The following is a 14,699-nucleotide window of genomic DNA, read 5'->3' as shown; positions in this document are numbered from 1 at the left end:
CCCCAATACTATATAATAGTACCTTTCTCAATTACTTTAATGCCATTTTCACCAATAATTTTCCTGCCTTCACGTATTTCACAGTCTTTATCAATAATGGCATTTCTTATAACGCTTCCTTCAGAAATTATTGTGTCCTGTAATATAATGGAATTTTCCACTACCGCACCTGCTTTTATTCGAACACCTCGTGAAATAATGGAATTTTTAACCATTCCATTTATTATTGTTCCATCGGCAATAAATGAATTTTTAACGCTGGCATTAATGTTAATTTTAGGTGGCGCATAATCTTTTAATTTGGTATATATTTTATTTTGATAGAATAATTCCTGTCGTATTTCCTTTTTCAATATATCCATATTTGTATTATAATAAGTTTCTATGGATTTTTTTATATTTGACCAGTATCCTTTGAAATCATAGGCATATACTCTTAATTTTTTTAGATTCGGAATTATAATATCTTTTACAAGGTCTTTACCGCCATTAGGAATACTGGTGTAAAGTAATTCTATTAAAAGTGCTTTATTTATAAAATAAACTCCAAGTGAAATTCTTTTTGATTTTATTTCTTCAGGTTTTTCGTAGAATTCTGTAATTCTTCCATCATTTTCTGTAATTACCTGGCCATATTGAGACAATTCCTTTTCATTATCAATTTCTTTTGTTAATATGGATATATCAGCAGCATTTGAAAGATGAAATCTATATAATTCTGAAAAGTCAAAATTATATATATGATCACCAGAACCAATTAAAACGAAATCTTCGTCACCACGCCTTAATAACGTCATATTCTGAAATATGGCATCAGCAGTACCTTTATAAACAGGGATTTCGTCTTTTTTTCTAAAAAAAGGTTGTAAAATAAATAAACCGCCTGTTTTTCTGTCGAGATCCCATTCTTTACCGCTTCCGAGATGATCCATTAAACTTCGTGGATAATATTGTGTCAGCACACCAACTTTTTTAATTTTTGAATTTACAAAATTACTAATTGTAAAATCTATAGCTCTATACTTTCCAAATACCGGAACTGCTGCACTGGCTCTTTTCATTGTTAATTGTTCAATACCGCTTTTTGATGAACCTGCCAGAATTAAACCGAGAACTTTCATTCTATCATTCCCCCTCAAATAAGTCGAAAAATTCCCTTTCAAGATGTTTTAATTTTTCAATATCCTTGTCTTTGATATCTGGATATAAATATGAATAATCCAGGCCAATTAATTTTATAACAGGCATTAAAAGATTTTTTTTGAATATTGGATATTGAAATAATAATTTTAAATTTTTAAGCATTTTTTTGTACGCATAACCATAACTTATACCTGTTATTCCAAATTCTTTTTTTAATACATCATTGAATTTTCTGTCAATAATTTCTATATTTTCAATCTGTAGAATTTTCCACCATTTTTGTTCAATAAAATGCATTCCATATATTTTTAAAGATAATAATTCGTCAAAATTATATTCAAAATGCGTATGAGAAATTGGTTCTGAATAATATGAATTAATGATACCATGTAATTTTTCATCAAGTTCCATATGCAATATGAAACCTTTATAAAAATCATTCGGGAACCCTTTCATTATTTCTTTAAATTCATTAGATGATATTTTATGCAATATATCTCCAATTTCTTTATATTTTTTTTCATTTGCGTAAAAGAATACATCTGGCCCTTGAGCTCCAAGGTATAGTTCCGTGTTCCAATTATTGTGTTTTTTCATTGCGTATATAATATGTGCAAGCATACTTGGCATAAATTCACCTCAAAATTCTTATCCACATACATTTCAAATATAAGCTTTCAGGTATTTGAAGTATCCATGGATGATCGTTAGATTGAGTAATGATATCTATTGCATTTAATCTAATTCCTTCAAATTCAACACTTCTTCTTAAAGATTCTACCAACAAATCTATATCTGCCTGATAGGCGCAGCTACATACGCTTAATATGCCATTATCTTCGAGTTTTAGAATACCGGATCGAGATATTCGTTTGAATATTTGAACGCCTTTATGCCTTTCAGTTTTCTTTTTTATTAAAGATGGTGGGTCTAACATCATAAGATTAAATTTATAATCTGTATTTTCAAGATATTTTTCTACATCTCCATATATTGCTTCGATTTTATCTTCTACACCATTCAATTTTGCATTTTCCTTTAATAATTCAATAGCGTATTCATCTTTATCAACAGCAACAACGCGTTTTGCGCCAAAAACAGCCATGTTTAATGCAAAACCACCTGTATATGAATATCCGTCAAATCCTGTAGCATCTTTTGAATATTGTCTTATATATATTCTATTTTTTCTTTGATCGAAGAAAAAACCAGTTTTTTGGCCATTTTTTATATCGACAATATATTTTATACCTTCTTCTTCAATAGTAAATCTATCTGGTGGATTTTCTCCATATAAAAGACCCACATTTCTTTCAAGATTTTCTTTTGAAGATGTTTCAAAATCACTTCTTTCATATATTCCTTTAATTTCATTTCCAAATAAGTCAATCAATGCATCTATAATTTCATTTTTGAAATTTTCTACACCTTTATTTCTAAACTGAATTACAAGAAATTTTTCATATTTATCTATTATTATTCCAGGAATTCCATCAGCTTCTGCATGGAAAAAACGATATGAATCTCCATATCCTTTTCTTATTAATAATGCGGTTTTGAATTTATTTAAGAAGAAATTTTTATCTATATTTTCATCTTTTAAGGTTAAGATTTTTACAGCAATATTTGAGCTATTTGAAAAAAATCCTTTTCCTATATATTCAAAATCTTTTGAAAAAACATTGCACAATTCACCGTCTTTTTTTTCACCGGTGATTTCGGAAATTTCATCTTTAAAAATCCATAAATATCCATTTTTAATCTTTTTTTCTTTTCCTTTTTTTAAAGTCACTACTATCATAAATCGCCCTGCACATCCAATCTATAGTTTAAAATTTCCTCTTCACTGAAGAAGATTTTCATTTCTCTTTCTGCTTTTTCTGGTGAGTCTGAAGCATGAACAATATTTTTTGTAACACTCATTCCAAATTCTCCTCTTATACTTCCTGGAGAAGCTTTTAATGGATCTGTTGCACCTATTATGTGTCTTACCATTTCTATAACTCTTGGTCCTTCTACTACCATAACAACAGAAGGACCAGATAATACAAAATCAATTAACTCATTATAAAAAGGTTTATCTTTGTGTTCTTCATATAGTTTTTCAGCCTGTTCTCTTGTAAACTGTATCATTTTTAAGGCAATAATCTTTATTCCTCTTCTTTCCAATCTACTGATAACTTCTCCTGTTAATCCTCTTCTTATAGTGTTGGGTTTCAAAAAAATAAATTCTCTTTCTACCATACTTAAATCCCCCCTGTCTCCTTGATTTTACCATTTTCTAATTTTATTGAATAATCACAGTATTGAAGAAGTTTTGATTCGTGAGAAACAACAACAATTGTTTTGCCGATATTTTTTAACTCTTTAAAAAGGTTAAAAACAATTTCTTTGTTTTTTAGGTCTAAACTTCCTGTTGGTTCATCTGCTAAAATTATTTTTGTATCACCAACAATGGCTCTTAAAATACTGGCTCTTTGTTGTTCACCACCAGATATTTCATGAGGATATTTATTTATAATTGATTCTATTCCTAATAAATTAGCATAATCCATAATTTCATTTTTATTTTCTTTTTTTACGCGTATTAATTGAGCTAATCTGGCATTTTCAAAAATAGTGAGCTCGTTTATTAAATTGAAAAATTGAAAAACAAAACCAATTTTTTTCTTATGAAATTCAAAATTATATTCAATTGTTCCAGTTTGAATTTTTAATAAGTTTCCAATTAAAAATAATAAAGTGCTTTTCCCGCTTCCAGAATGACCATAAATGCCGAAATATGAATTTTCCGGAATTGAAAAATTTATATTTTCTAAAACATTATGATTTCCATCATATGAATATGAAATATTTTTTATCTCAATAATATTATTCACCATGAAGCACCTCTACAATATCAAAAGAAAGAAGCTTTCGAGATGAAATAAAAGAAAAAGTAAAAGATAATAATGTGATAAATATAAAGGCTAATATTATATCTGTTGAGGATAAATAAAATGGGATTTTATCGATATAGAAGATATTTTGTGGTATAGGAATATTAACATTTTCAAGTATTTTTACTGTAATTATTGATAAGATGCTTCCAAAAACAAATCCTACAAGAGCAATTATCATACTTTCTCCAATAAAAACCATAGCTATTTTTTGTTTTCCCATACCAAGCGATTTTAAAATTCCAATTTCTCTTTTTCTAACAAAAATAGAGTACATAACAGAATTTGAAATGCTAAATCCGCTCATAAAAACTACAAAAAAGGTAATTAACATTGCAAAATATGAATCCATTTCAACGGCTTTGGCAAAATTTTCATTTTGCTCTTCCCAGGTTGTAGATAAGATTCCATTTAAATATTTACTTTTAATTTCCTGAGCTTTTTCTGGATTTTTTAAGTAGATACCTATATAATTATAAGATTTTTTAGTTGATTCTTGTAAAATGAAAGCAGAATCTACAATGTATATTCCTGATTTGAATATTCCAGAAACTTTTAGTATTTTCATCTTAATATTTCCAGAGTCATCTGTATATATAAGATTTAAATTGTCCCCAATATCTATATTTAAATTTTGAGCTAAAGCATTTCCTATTACTGCTTTTTCAAAGGAACCTTTTACCAATAACTTTTTAAATATTGTTATATCATCTACTTCCATTAAACTTGCGCCGATTTTTTTACCGTAAATATTAAAAAAACCCTGATATGTGGAAAATTTTATTCTTGAAATTTCTTCAGGAATTTTTTTGTTATATTGTTGAAAAATGGTGATGTGTGGATTAAAAGAGGTAATAGACCTTATTAACAAAACATCAAAACCTTTTATTACAGATATAACAACAATCATTCCCCAAACACCTATCAAAATGGATAAAAAAGGAAACAAGAAATGTTTCCTGTTTTTTTTCAAAAATCCTTTAATAAGTATAACTATTTCTTTCATAAATTACTCCCCACTAATATAATAGCATCTGATTTTAAAGTGTTATAGTAATTATTGCTTAAAAATTTTATCAGAGAAAAATACACCATCTCATTTCCTTTTATATCAACAATTTCAAAGGTTTCATTTTTATATCTTTTGCGTATTTCTTCTAATATCTTTTCCTTGTATTCCGGAGTTTTTATAAATATGTATGATTTATTATGTTTTATTCCATCGACATTTGGAAGTATATCTACTATTTCAATTAAATATCCACGCGCATTTGTCCATCTGTTTCTGGTTACAGTATAAAAACTTAAACCAAAACTTTCCATGTTGTTTATTAATGTTACCCATATTTTCTTATTTTCTTTTGGTTCTTCAAATTTTACAAGGTATTGATGCATATATTCTGCATTTTTGGAAGAAAGCTTTACGTAATCATTAACGATTTCAACAGGCAAATTCAAAAAATTAATTTCTGCATTTTTTGAAACCAGAAACAGAGAGAATAATTTTTTAAAATCAAATGAATTTACTGTGTTTTTTAAAACTATATCAATGGATTTAATTATTTTTGACATTCCTGAGCTTTTTGCTGCGTTCATTAAGGCGAATAATACGTCCTTTTGTCTTTGAATTCTCCCTAAATCCCCCATTGCATCATGTCTAAAACGAGCGTAATATAAAAGCTCTTCTCCATTTAAATAGTTATATCCCTGTTTAAAGTCTATATGCAAATTTTGATGATAATCTTCATAATACATATCTTTTGGAACGTATATTCTTACAGGTGCAAATAGATTTCCGACTTCTTTAAATAGACCATAGTCAAAAACAAGATAATCAGATATTTTCACCTTAAACATATTTTCTAATAAATTTATTAATTCTTTAGCACCGTATTTTACATATATTGCATTTACTCTTAAAGTGTTGTTATTTATAGTAACAAGTAAATCTCTGGGAATAGGTAAAACCAGTATTTTTTCTTTTTTTGTATTTACTCCAACTAACAATATAGAATCTGTTCTTGAAACCTTTTCATTAACATCTGTTGTATCCATTCCAAGAACTAAAAAATAATATGTTTCAGGAAGTTTTTCTATATTGGCATATGTTTTTACAAAAGGATATATCATGGAAATAATAACCATGATAGAGAAAATAATTCCCAGAAAATACATGAAATATTTCATTTAATCACTCCATAATAGTTTTCAATGATTCAATATTAGTTTTATCTATATAATTCCTTTTTACATCTTTTTTTAAGTCTGGTAAGTTAATCTCTATTGGCTGAGATAAAAGTGTTTTTATTTCCAATTTATCATAACCAGTAATTGAATATTTTGAAAAAGCCTGTAATAATGCAAACATTCCATTATAAGAGATATTTGTGCTACCGTCTTTTCTGATTATGTCTATTAACTTATTAATTGTAAACATATCCATGAGTCCTGATTTTCGAGTTTTTAAAGTATCAAAGAAATTATCGATGGTTGTTCCACTTCCCTTTAACTTTGCAACTAATGAAGGAACTGTATCTTTTTTTATTGAAAAGTAATATTTTATTGTTGATGGATTAATTTCAAAGATTTCTTCAAAATTTGTTAGAGCTTCCTCCGGTTTTAAGGAATCAATATAAAGGTTTTTTTCTGAATAATAAACATTATCAGGACTCTTTACAATAAATATTTTTCTTGAATTATTTTTTATTCTAACAAAATAAATTTCCGTATTCTTTCCATCTTCATATGAAATGAGATAACTAATTGAGTCGGCCTTTAATTCTGTGCTGTTTTTTAAATTATTGTAAAAATAATATACTCCACCAATACCTGCAATTATTATAATTAATAAAATTATCCATATAAGACTTCCTGATGAACCTCTTCTTGTATTTCCAACCTGTAATCTTGTTGCCACTTACTCCACCTCCATAATATTATAATTCCATGCTTCAACAGTTTCATACAGCAATAAATGTTTTTTTTCAATAGCATAAATTATTTTATTTTTTAATATTTCTATATAAGCTTTTTCAATATCTCTTTTTGCTAATTCTCTCAAATACTCAACATTTTCATAATTCCTTGTAGGTTCAATTGAATCTGAAATAAATAATATCTTTCCAATTATATTTGTATTAAAGCATTTACAGCCACTTGTATGAAAATATATAGCCTCATAAATATCATTACAAATATTATATTTTTTTTTCAAGAATTCAGCGGCTATTTTTCCATGCAATAATATTGGATTTTTGACTTCTACCTTGGAGAGTTCCAATCCATAACTTTTTGCCATATTTAAGAAACGATAAGGTTTCACATCCCTAAAAAGGTCATGCCCAAAGGCGGCTATTTCAGCTTTTAATTCAGATACACCATATAGATTTGCGAGTATTTTTGACATATATGCTACACCCATAATATGTTTTAATCTATAAGGGCTTACGAGTTTATTTAATAGTTCTTTTATTTCTTCTTTTATTGTTTCCAATATATCACCTCATAAAATTTCAAATTCTGAAGAATAAAGTGTAAAACCTTCTGTTTCTATTTCTTCTTCTATGGTTTCAAAAAAGGATATAAGGAAATCTTTATCTTTGGAAAGCGTAACTATAGATATTTCAAGCAATTGTTTATTGTCATGGAAATCGCTTTCAGTTATTGCAAGATTAAATTTTTTTCTCAGTTTATTTATAAGTCGTTTTACAATGCTTCTTTTTTCTTTTAATGAATGTACATCAAATAATCTAATTTGATAATATGCCAATAAAACTCTCATATTCACCACTTTTTATATTCGATTTTATCTTCGATGTATTCTTCAAATCTTGCCATAATAAATAAAAGATCAGATAATCTATTTACGTATTTTATAAGGTATTCATTTACTTTATTTTTTTTAGAAAGAGTTATTATTCTTCTTTCTGCACGCCTTGCTATAGTTCTACAAATGTCAAGTTTTGCTGATTGTATAGTTGTTCCAGGTATAACAAAGCCTTTTAATTGCACTGCATCTTCAAAATAATGGACAAGTTTTGTGATTTCATCTACATCTTCTTTTGTTATTGGTTGAACAAAAAGTTTGCTTTCAGATGCAAGTTCTCCTGCAACCCTGAAAAGGTTATCTTGAACTTTGTGGATAATATCTTTTACTTTATAGGATTTTACATAATGTTTTGCTTCTCCTAAAAAAGATGATAATTCATCAATAGTTCCGTATGCTTCAACCCTGGCATCATCTTTGTCTACTCTTTCGCCAGACCATAAACTTGTTTGACCTTTATCTCCACCGCCAGTGCTAATTGACATTATCTTCCTCCTTCCAGAATCTTTTTCACATATATTATACCATTTTAAGTTACAAAAACAGAAATTAAAATTCAAAAAGTTTTTGAGAAAATAAAAAATACCGCCAGAAGATTTTTCAACTGGCGGTATTTTTATAAAATTATGAGTTTATTATTTCCATATATCTGTCTACAAATGCCTGAACTTCATGCATACCAAAGTTTCTATAGAAACGTGTAATTTCTTTATTATCCTCATCAACAAATACAAGTGTTGGTACAGAGAAAACAAGCATTTGACCTGCGACTTCCATTTTTTCATCAATATCCACATATTCTACTTCAATATTGTTTTCTGCCATTAAAGCTTCGACCTTTGGCCATAATGCCTTACATGTTCTGCATGTTTTGTTTGCAAAGTACATAGCTTTTATCATTTCATAACCCCCTTACTTTTTATTTTTTCTTTCAGGGGGATTTTAACAAATAGACTTTAAATATTAAAGAAATTTTGTTAACAGTGCTTGAAATTTAAAATTCAATATATTCTCCTGGTTTTAAAATTTCACAATTTACTCCGAGACTTTCTACTTTTGTTTTAAATGCCTGTGGATCAGCACTGATAATATCCCATGTATTATAATGGAATGGAACTACTACTTTTGGTTTTATCATCTTTGTTGCAATTACTGCATCTTCAACATCCATTACGAAATTTCCGCCAATAGGTAAGAATGCAATATCAATATTTTCAAGTTCCAATAATTCCATATCTTTAGTTAATCCTGTATCACCAGCATGATAAATCTTTTTTCCATCTATTTCTACAATAAATCCTCCAGGATTACCACCATATATTATTTTATCTCCTTCTATAATTCCAGAACCATGTAAAGCAGGGGTCATTTTTAATGAACCAAAATCAAATTGTTTTCTTCCTCCTATATGCATTGGGTGTATATTTTTTACTCCTTTTGAACCAAGATATTCACAAATTTCAAAGTTTGATATTACAACTGCTCCAGTTTTTTTCGCAAGCTCTACTGTATTTCCAAGATGATCTAAATGACCATGCGTTACAAGAATATAATCTAATTCTTTTACATCGTCAACTTTTAGTGTTGATTGTGGATTGTCATTGAGAAAAGGGTCAATAATAAACTTTTTGCTTCCTTCTATTAATACTGTAGCATGCCCGATAAAAGTTACTTTCATAGTATCCCCTCCTTAGCCGATGTTAATACTGATTCCAATGTATATACAATATAACAACAACAAAATTAACCCCTTAAAAAATCCCATTTCTCTTTTTCTAAACATAAATAATTCTGTTAATATTATTATTCCAACCATATAATAAGCATCGAATATTACATTTCTATCAGGTACAATTGGATGAATACTTGCAGAAATTCCAAGAACAACTAAGATATTAAAAGCATTAGAACCTATTAAATTGCCAACAAGAATATCGTTTGTTCCTTTTTTTGCTGCGATAATACTTGTAACAAGTTCTGGTAAAGAAGTTCCTAAAGCTATAATAGTTACACCAATAAGTGTTTCGGACAATCCCATCGCTATAGCCAGTCCTGATGCTCCATTAACAGTTACGTCTCCACCAATAGCCAACATTACAATACCAAGCAATGATAAGAATGTAATTTTACCCCAGGACATATCTTTAGTTTCTACTTCATTTAATTCTTCAGAAAATTGTTCCTGAAAGGTTTTATCCATTTTTGCCATATTATACATATAAGCTATAAATATAATTAAGTATGTAAGTAGCATAAAACCATCGTAATTTGAGAGAGAACTATTTCCATCAAGCAACATAAATAACAATGTCATAGAAATAAGAATAACAAACGGTATTTCATATAATAAAGTGCTTTTTTTTATTATGCTCTTTCTAACCATCGATGAAAGCCCAAGAATTAAAGCAATATTTGCGATATTACTTCCTATTACATTTCCTAAAGCAATACCTGCTGAACCTTTAAAAGCAGCACTTATACTAACAAATAATTCTGGAGCACTTGTGCCAAAAGCAACTAATGTTAGTCCTGTAAATAATTCTGAAACTCCCATTTTTCTTGAAAAGCCAACAGCACCGCTAATAAGATAATCTGCACCTTTTATTAGTAAAATCATTCCAATCACTACAAGGACAAAATCCAATAACAATTATTCCATCTCCCTTCTGTATTTATTCAAAAGACTAAAAAACTCATCATCAGACATCTTTTTATTATAATATTGTTCTTTAAAAGTAGATATAAATTGATATATATTATTCACCAATATAGGATAATCTAAAACTTTACTATATATATCCTCACTTTTATCTTTATCTTCAATAACTTTTTTATACAAATTTCGGTTTGTTGATTTTAAATAGTTTAACCTTATTGCTTCAGCAATTAATTCAGGCCATATATCACTTTTTTTCTTTTTTTGTATTTTATATCCAAAAACATAGTGCGAGAGTTCGTGCACAAAAATACCGTTTTTGAAATCGATATTTCTTAGAAATATATAGTTCGGATAAAGAAAAAAGGATTGTGCATATTCATTATTAAATATATATAACTCTTCTGGAAGTTCAATATTTACTGATTTTAGGAAAATAATTCCCTCTGTTATATAAGAAACATCGAAATTATCTTCATAATATATTTTAGTATTATCTAAAAGAATTTTATTTTCAGGAATTGAATATGCAATATATAACTTATTTGTATTTCTTACTTCAAAATCAGTGTTTATTTTAATTGGTATATGTATAGTATAGTTTTTCTGAAAATTAATAAGCATAATTTCATCTATTTTTATTCTTTTTATTCCAAAATTATATTCAGTAAAATTTTTCCCATTGAAAAACTCTATAGTTTCAAAGGGATTTAAATTAATTATGGTAATGCTATCCTTTTTAAAAATTATAAAGTTAAAGAGAAATAGAAAAATTACCAGGAGAAAGAGATAAATCCTTCGAGATTTCCACCAACCCATTTTTTATCACCTATTTTTATATGTGTTTTTCCAAGATGCGGTTGAGTTAAATATACATAATTTTCAAAAGCCTTTATATTATCGATATTTTCAATTTCAAAATTAGGATTTATAATTACATTTAATTTTTTATTATTATCTTCAATATTTGAATTTACAGCAATTATTTTGCCGCTATTCAATTTTAATTCAAAATCTTTTTTTATTTCCAATTCTTCAAAAGGTTTTTGAATAAGTAATTGATATTTCTTTTGATAAAATTGCCCTGTAATAATTGTTAAATTATTATAGTCTGCAATTGCTGATAGGAAATCAGATATTTGTTCTAATTCATCATCGTTTATAGAACCATTTTTAAAAGCATTTCCGTTTATAAACATAAAAGAAGGATTTTTATGATAAACAAAATCTACCATTCCTTCAATAAACTCTATATTTTCTTCAAGGGAATTTAAAGGGTTAAACTGCAAAACAAGAAAATTCAAGTTCATAATTCACCTCCGAAAGTTTTTCTTTCTATAATTATATTATAAAACAAAAATATGACATTTCAAATAAAAAAATGAACGTTATGTCGGAAAACTTATAAAAAAAATAATATTTAGGTGTAAAATATAATTGTTAATTAATTTTAAAAGGGGTGGAGATTGTGAGAAAACAACTTTATCGTTCGAGAAAGGATCGTGTAGTTGCAGGAGTTTGTGGTGGCATTGCTGAATATTTTGATATAAGTTCTATTATAGTAAGGTTAATATGTATAGCTTTATTTTTAAGTAATGGTATTGGAATATGGGTATATATTATTGCGTGGTTAATAATCCCTACGGAACCTTTAAATAACAAGTTTGAAACTGAAACTATTGAAGGAAAAAACTATAAAAAGAGAAATAGAGAGATGGAAAGCATATTTATAGGCTCAGCGTTTATTATAATTGGAATACTTCAAATACTTTATAATTTTTTTCCTGAAATTGTTCATTTTTCTTCAGCTCTAATAGCAGGTATAATACTTGTATTTTTGGGTATATATTTAATCTACAATGAATGGGGTGAAAAAAGATGAAATATGTAATGGGGATATTTTTCGTATTAATGGGTATTTTTCTTATTTTAAATGGTTTTGACATTGATTTATTTACAAGAATAGTTTTCAATTTCACAAGATTCTGGCCGTTTATTTTTATTATGATAGGAATTTCCATATTATCTTCAACCAAAAAGCTAAAATGGATGAAGCATCTTAATACTGTAGTTGGAATTATATTTATTTTACTCTTATTATTCTGGAATAAAAATACCTTTGATACATCTTTTTCATTTGATTATAATGAAGAGAAATATGAAAAAAATTATTTTGAAATATTGCCAGATGAGTATGAGAATAAAACCTTTAAAATGGATTTTTCTGCAGTAACTGTAAAAGTAAATATTAGAGATGATATAGATAAAATAGAAGGAACATATTATGGTCCTGAACCTCTTGAAATAATGAATAATGGTAATGTAATAAAGATTAATTCTGATACTTTTTTAAAAAACGGATATAAAATTATTTTGGATCTTCCTTCAAAATATACATATAATTTTGATATTAATGCAGGTGCCGCTAACTTTGAATTAAAAGAACAATATAATAATATAGAAAAAATTTCAATAGACGCTGGTGCCGCTAATATAAAAGGAGAAATAAGAGAAGGATTTAACATTCCGCTTGTAATAAATACAGATAGCGGAGCTTTGAAATTATCTTTGAAAATACCAGAAAACAGCACATATTTTTATTCTCTTGATGGTTTGGTGAAAAATACTCATATTGATTCTGGATTGATAAAAACAGATATTAATCCAGATATAAGAATTATTTCTGATAGTGGAGTTTCAAGTATCTCATTGAAAATTGTAGGAGAGGTGGGAAATTAATGAAAAATAGAATAGTAGTTTTTTATATATTATTCTTTTTTTCAACAATATTTTTTGGTATTGAGGCAATAAACGATAATTATAGACAGAGTTATGATAACAGAAAGATATTACCAATTGATACAAAAGTTACACCACAGCAGATGAAAAAGGATATTGATTATCTGGTTAATATTTTAAAAGAAGTTCATCCTTCTACTTATTCTGGATTTTCAGATGAACAGGAAAAAATAATAAAAAATGCATATAATAAGATAACTCAACCAATGAAAGTATTTGATTTTTATTTTATTTTAAATGAAATAATATGTTCAATTAAAGATTCTCACACTCATCTTGTATTTCCATCTCTTACAAATTATATATTTTATGATTTTCCTATTATATGGCTTAATGATGGTATATATGCGTTGGATAATATTTATGAATTAAAAAAAGGAGATAAAATACTTACAATAAATAATAAATCATCCGAGGAAATTTTAAAAGAACTAAGAAAAATAATTCCATCAGAAAATGATTTTTGGATAAAACAAAATGCCCGAAGTATACTTTCTTCAGAATTATATTTGGGATATTTAAATTTAATAGATAATGGAGTTATTAAATTAACAATAATGAGAAATAATGATATAAAGACATTCAATATAAAATTACAAAAATACAAAGGAATTCATAAACAAAAATCAGACTGGATATCTTATAAAATAGATATTTCTAAAAATATTGGCATATTAAAAATAAAGAAATGTATATATGATGAACATTATAAAGAAATCTTATTTAAGTTTTTTAAAGATGTTTCACTAAATAATATTAAAAATATTGTTGTTGATTTAAGATATAATTTAGGTGGAAATTCTCTTGTGACAGATGAATTTTTAAAATATATTGATATTGAAAAATATAAAACATATGGTGCTGAAATAAGATTCTCCAAACCTGTGGAAAAACAAAGAAAAATATATGGAACTGGATATAAGAAATATTTACCGTCAATTCAACTTAATGAAAAAATAGAAGATAAATCTTTATTATTTAAAGGGAAAATTTATGTACTTATTTCTGGAAAAACATATAGTAGTGGTAATTGGTTTGCTGCTGTATTGGGAGATAATAATATAGCAATGTTAGTAGGAGAACCAACCGGAAATAAACCTTCACATTATGGAGATATTTTATATTTTCAGACACCAGAAGTTGGAATACCATTTACAGTTTCATTTAAAAGATTTATTCGTCCTGATACCTCAAAAAATGATGAAGATGCTTTATATCCAGATATAACAGTTTTTACAACTATAAATGATATTATAAATAAAAGGAATCCTCAACTTGAGAAGGTAATAGAAATTATAAATTCATCTCAAAAGTAAATTTTCTATAATATGAATAG

The 14,699-nt window shown here is 27.0% G+C and carries 19 protein-coding genes; 3 read left to right on the top strand and 16 right to left on the bottom strand.

Annotated elements, in window-relative coordinates; genetic code table 11:
* Nucleotides 1-8 precede the first annotated feature (8 nt).
* The 16 genes from glgD to MARPI_RS02415 all read right to left on the bottom strand — a co-directional run bounded on the left by glgD (nucleotide 9) and on the right by MARPI_RS02415 (nucleotide 11,874).
* Nucleotides 9-1,121: a glucose-1-phosphate adenylyltransferase subunit GlgD gene (glgD, locus tag MARPI_RS02490; protein ID WP_014296021.1), complete on the bottom strand. Its 1,113-nt coding sequence runs from the start codon at nucleotides 1,119-1,121 to the stop codon at nucleotides 9-11.
* Between the two features lie 4 nt (nucleotides 1,122-1,125).
* Complete coding sequence (locus MARPI_RS02485; RefSeq protein ID WP_014296020.1) at nucleotides 1,126-1,773, bottom strand: hypothetical protein; 648 nt, start codon at nucleotides 1,771-1,773, stop codon at nucleotides 1,126-1,128.
* Between the two features lie 4 nt (nucleotides 1,774-1,777).
* Nucleotides 1,778-2,944 (bottom strand): class I SAM-dependent rRNA methyltransferase, encoded by a 1,167-nt coding sequence (locus tag MARPI_RS02480; RefSeq protein ID WP_014296019.1) that lies wholly within the window; start codon nucleotides 2,942-2,944, stop codon nucleotides 1,778-1,780.
* Complete coding sequence (ndk, locus tag MARPI_RS02475) at nucleotides 2,941-3,387, bottom strand: nucleoside-diphosphate kinase (protein ID WP_014296018.1); 447 nt, start codon at nucleotides 3,385-3,387, stop codon at nucleotides 2,941-2,943. The genes MARPI_RS02480 and ndk overlap by 4 nt, the downstream gene beginning before the upstream one ends.
* A 2-nt stretch (nucleotides 3,388-3,389) precedes the next feature.
* Nucleotides 3,390-4,025: an ABC transporter ATP-binding protein gene (locus MARPI_RS02470; protein ID WP_014296017.1), complete on the bottom strand. Its 636-nt coding sequence runs from the start codon at nucleotides 4,023-4,025 to the stop codon at nucleotides 3,390-3,392.
* Nucleotides 4,015-5,088: an ABC transporter permease gene (locus MARPI_RS02465; RefSeq protein WP_014296016.1), complete on the bottom strand. Its 1,074-nt coding sequence runs from the start codon at nucleotides 5,086-5,088 to the stop codon at nucleotides 4,015-4,017. Before MARPI_RS02465 ends, MARPI_RS02470 begins: the two co-directional genes overlap by 11 nt.
* Nucleotides 5,085-6,269, bottom strand: a complete 1,185-nt coding sequence (locus MARPI_RS02460; protein WP_014296015.1) for an LCP family protein — start codon at nucleotides 6,267-6,269, stop codon at nucleotides 5,085-5,087. The genes MARPI_RS02465 and MARPI_RS02460 overlap by 4 nt, the downstream gene beginning before the upstream one ends.
* Nucleotides 6,270-6,273: 4 nt before the next feature.
* Nucleotides 6,274-6,999, bottom strand: a complete 726-nt coding sequence (locus MARPI_RS02455; RefSeq protein ID WP_014296014.1) for a hypothetical protein — start codon at nucleotides 6,997-6,999, stop codon at nucleotides 6,274-6,276.
* A complete protein-coding gene (gene yqeK, locus MARPI_RS02450; RefSeq protein WP_014296013.1) occupies nucleotides 7,000-7,575 on the bottom strand; it encodes a bis(5'-nucleosyl)-tetraphosphatase (symmetrical) YqeK in 576 nt (191 codons plus the stop codon).
* Nucleotides 7,576-7,584: 9 nt separating this feature from the next.
* A complete protein-coding gene (locus MARPI_RS02445; RefSeq protein ID WP_041638455.1) occupies nucleotides 7,585-7,863 on the bottom strand; it encodes a DUF503 domain-containing protein in 279 nt (92 codons plus the stop codon).
* Between the two features lie 2 nt (nucleotides 7,864-7,865).
* Nucleotides 7,866-8,393, bottom strand: coding sequence for a cob(I)yrinic acid a,c-diamide adenosyltransferase (locus MARPI_RS02440; protein ID WP_014296011.1), 528 nt, complete (start codon nucleotides 8,391-8,393; stop codon nucleotides 7,866-7,868).
* A gap of 139 nt (nucleotides 8,394-8,532) precedes the next feature.
* Nucleotides 8,533-8,808, bottom strand: coding sequence for a thioredoxin family protein (locus tag MARPI_RS02435; protein WP_014296010.1), 276 nt, complete (start codon nucleotides 8,806-8,808; stop codon nucleotides 8,533-8,535).
* Between the two features lie 94 nt (nucleotides 8,809-8,902).
* The gene (locus tag MARPI_RS02430; protein WP_014296009.1) at nucleotides 8,903-9,586 is read right to left on the bottom strand and encodes a metal-dependent hydrolase; all 684 of its coding nucleotides are present in this window, start codon (nucleotides 9,584-9,586) and stop codon (nucleotides 8,903-8,905) included.
* 12 nt (nucleotides 9,587-9,598) lie between these two features.
* Nucleotides 9,599-10,558, bottom strand: coding sequence for a calcium/sodium antiporter (locus MARPI_RS02425; RefSeq protein ID WP_014296008.1), 960 nt, complete (start codon nucleotides 10,556-10,558; stop codon nucleotides 9,599-9,601).
* Entirely contained in the window at nucleotides 10,559-11,188 is a 630-nt protein-coding gene (locus MARPI_RS02420) for a hypothetical protein (RefSeq protein WP_148265130.1), read from the bottom strand.
* A 149-nt stretch (nucleotides 11,189-11,337) separates the two neighbouring features.
* Nucleotides 11,338-11,874 carry a hypothetical protein gene (locus MARPI_RS02415; RefSeq protein WP_041638453.1) on the bottom strand — a complete coding sequence of 179 codons (537 nt, stop codon included), beginning with the start codon at nucleotides 11,872-11,874 and terminating at the stop codon, nucleotides 11,338-11,340.
* 158 nt (nucleotides 11,875-12,032) lie between these two features.
* On the opposite strand from MARPI_RS02415, the gene MARPI_RS10910 reads away from it, so the two are divergent.
* Genes MARPI_RS10910 through MARPI_RS02400 form a run of 3 tightly spaced genes read left to right on the top strand, consistent with a single transcriptional unit; the run spans nucleotide 12,033 to nucleotide 14,679 of the window.
* Nucleotides 12,033-12,446, top strand: a complete 414-nt coding sequence (locus MARPI_RS10910; protein WP_014296006.1) for a PspC domain-containing protein — start codon at nucleotides 12,033-12,035, stop codon at nucleotides 12,444-12,446.
* Nucleotides 12,443-13,303 carry a LiaF transmembrane domain-containing protein gene (locus tag MARPI_RS02405; RefSeq protein WP_014296005.1) on the top strand — a complete coding sequence of 287 codons (861 nt, stop codon included), beginning with the start codon at nucleotides 12,443-12,445 and terminating at the stop codon, nucleotides 13,301-13,303. Before MARPI_RS10910 ends, MARPI_RS02405 begins: the two co-directional genes overlap by 4 nt.
* Entirely contained in the window at nucleotides 13,303-14,679 is a 1,377-nt protein-coding gene (locus MARPI_RS02400; RefSeq protein ID WP_014296004.1) for a S41 family peptidase, read from the top strand. The genes MARPI_RS02405 and MARPI_RS02400 overlap by 1 nt, the downstream gene beginning before the upstream one ends.
* The last annotated feature ends 20 nt before the right edge of the window (nucleotides 14,680-14,699 follow it).

Source organism: Marinitoga piezophila KA3, assembly GCF_000255135.1.
Lineage (GTDB): Bacteria > Thermotogota > Thermotogae > Petrotogales > Petrotogaceae > Marinitoga > Marinitoga piezophila.
The sequence above is the reverse complement of the archived record's forward strand: the minus strand, read 5'-3'. Positions and strand labels throughout refer to the sequence as shown.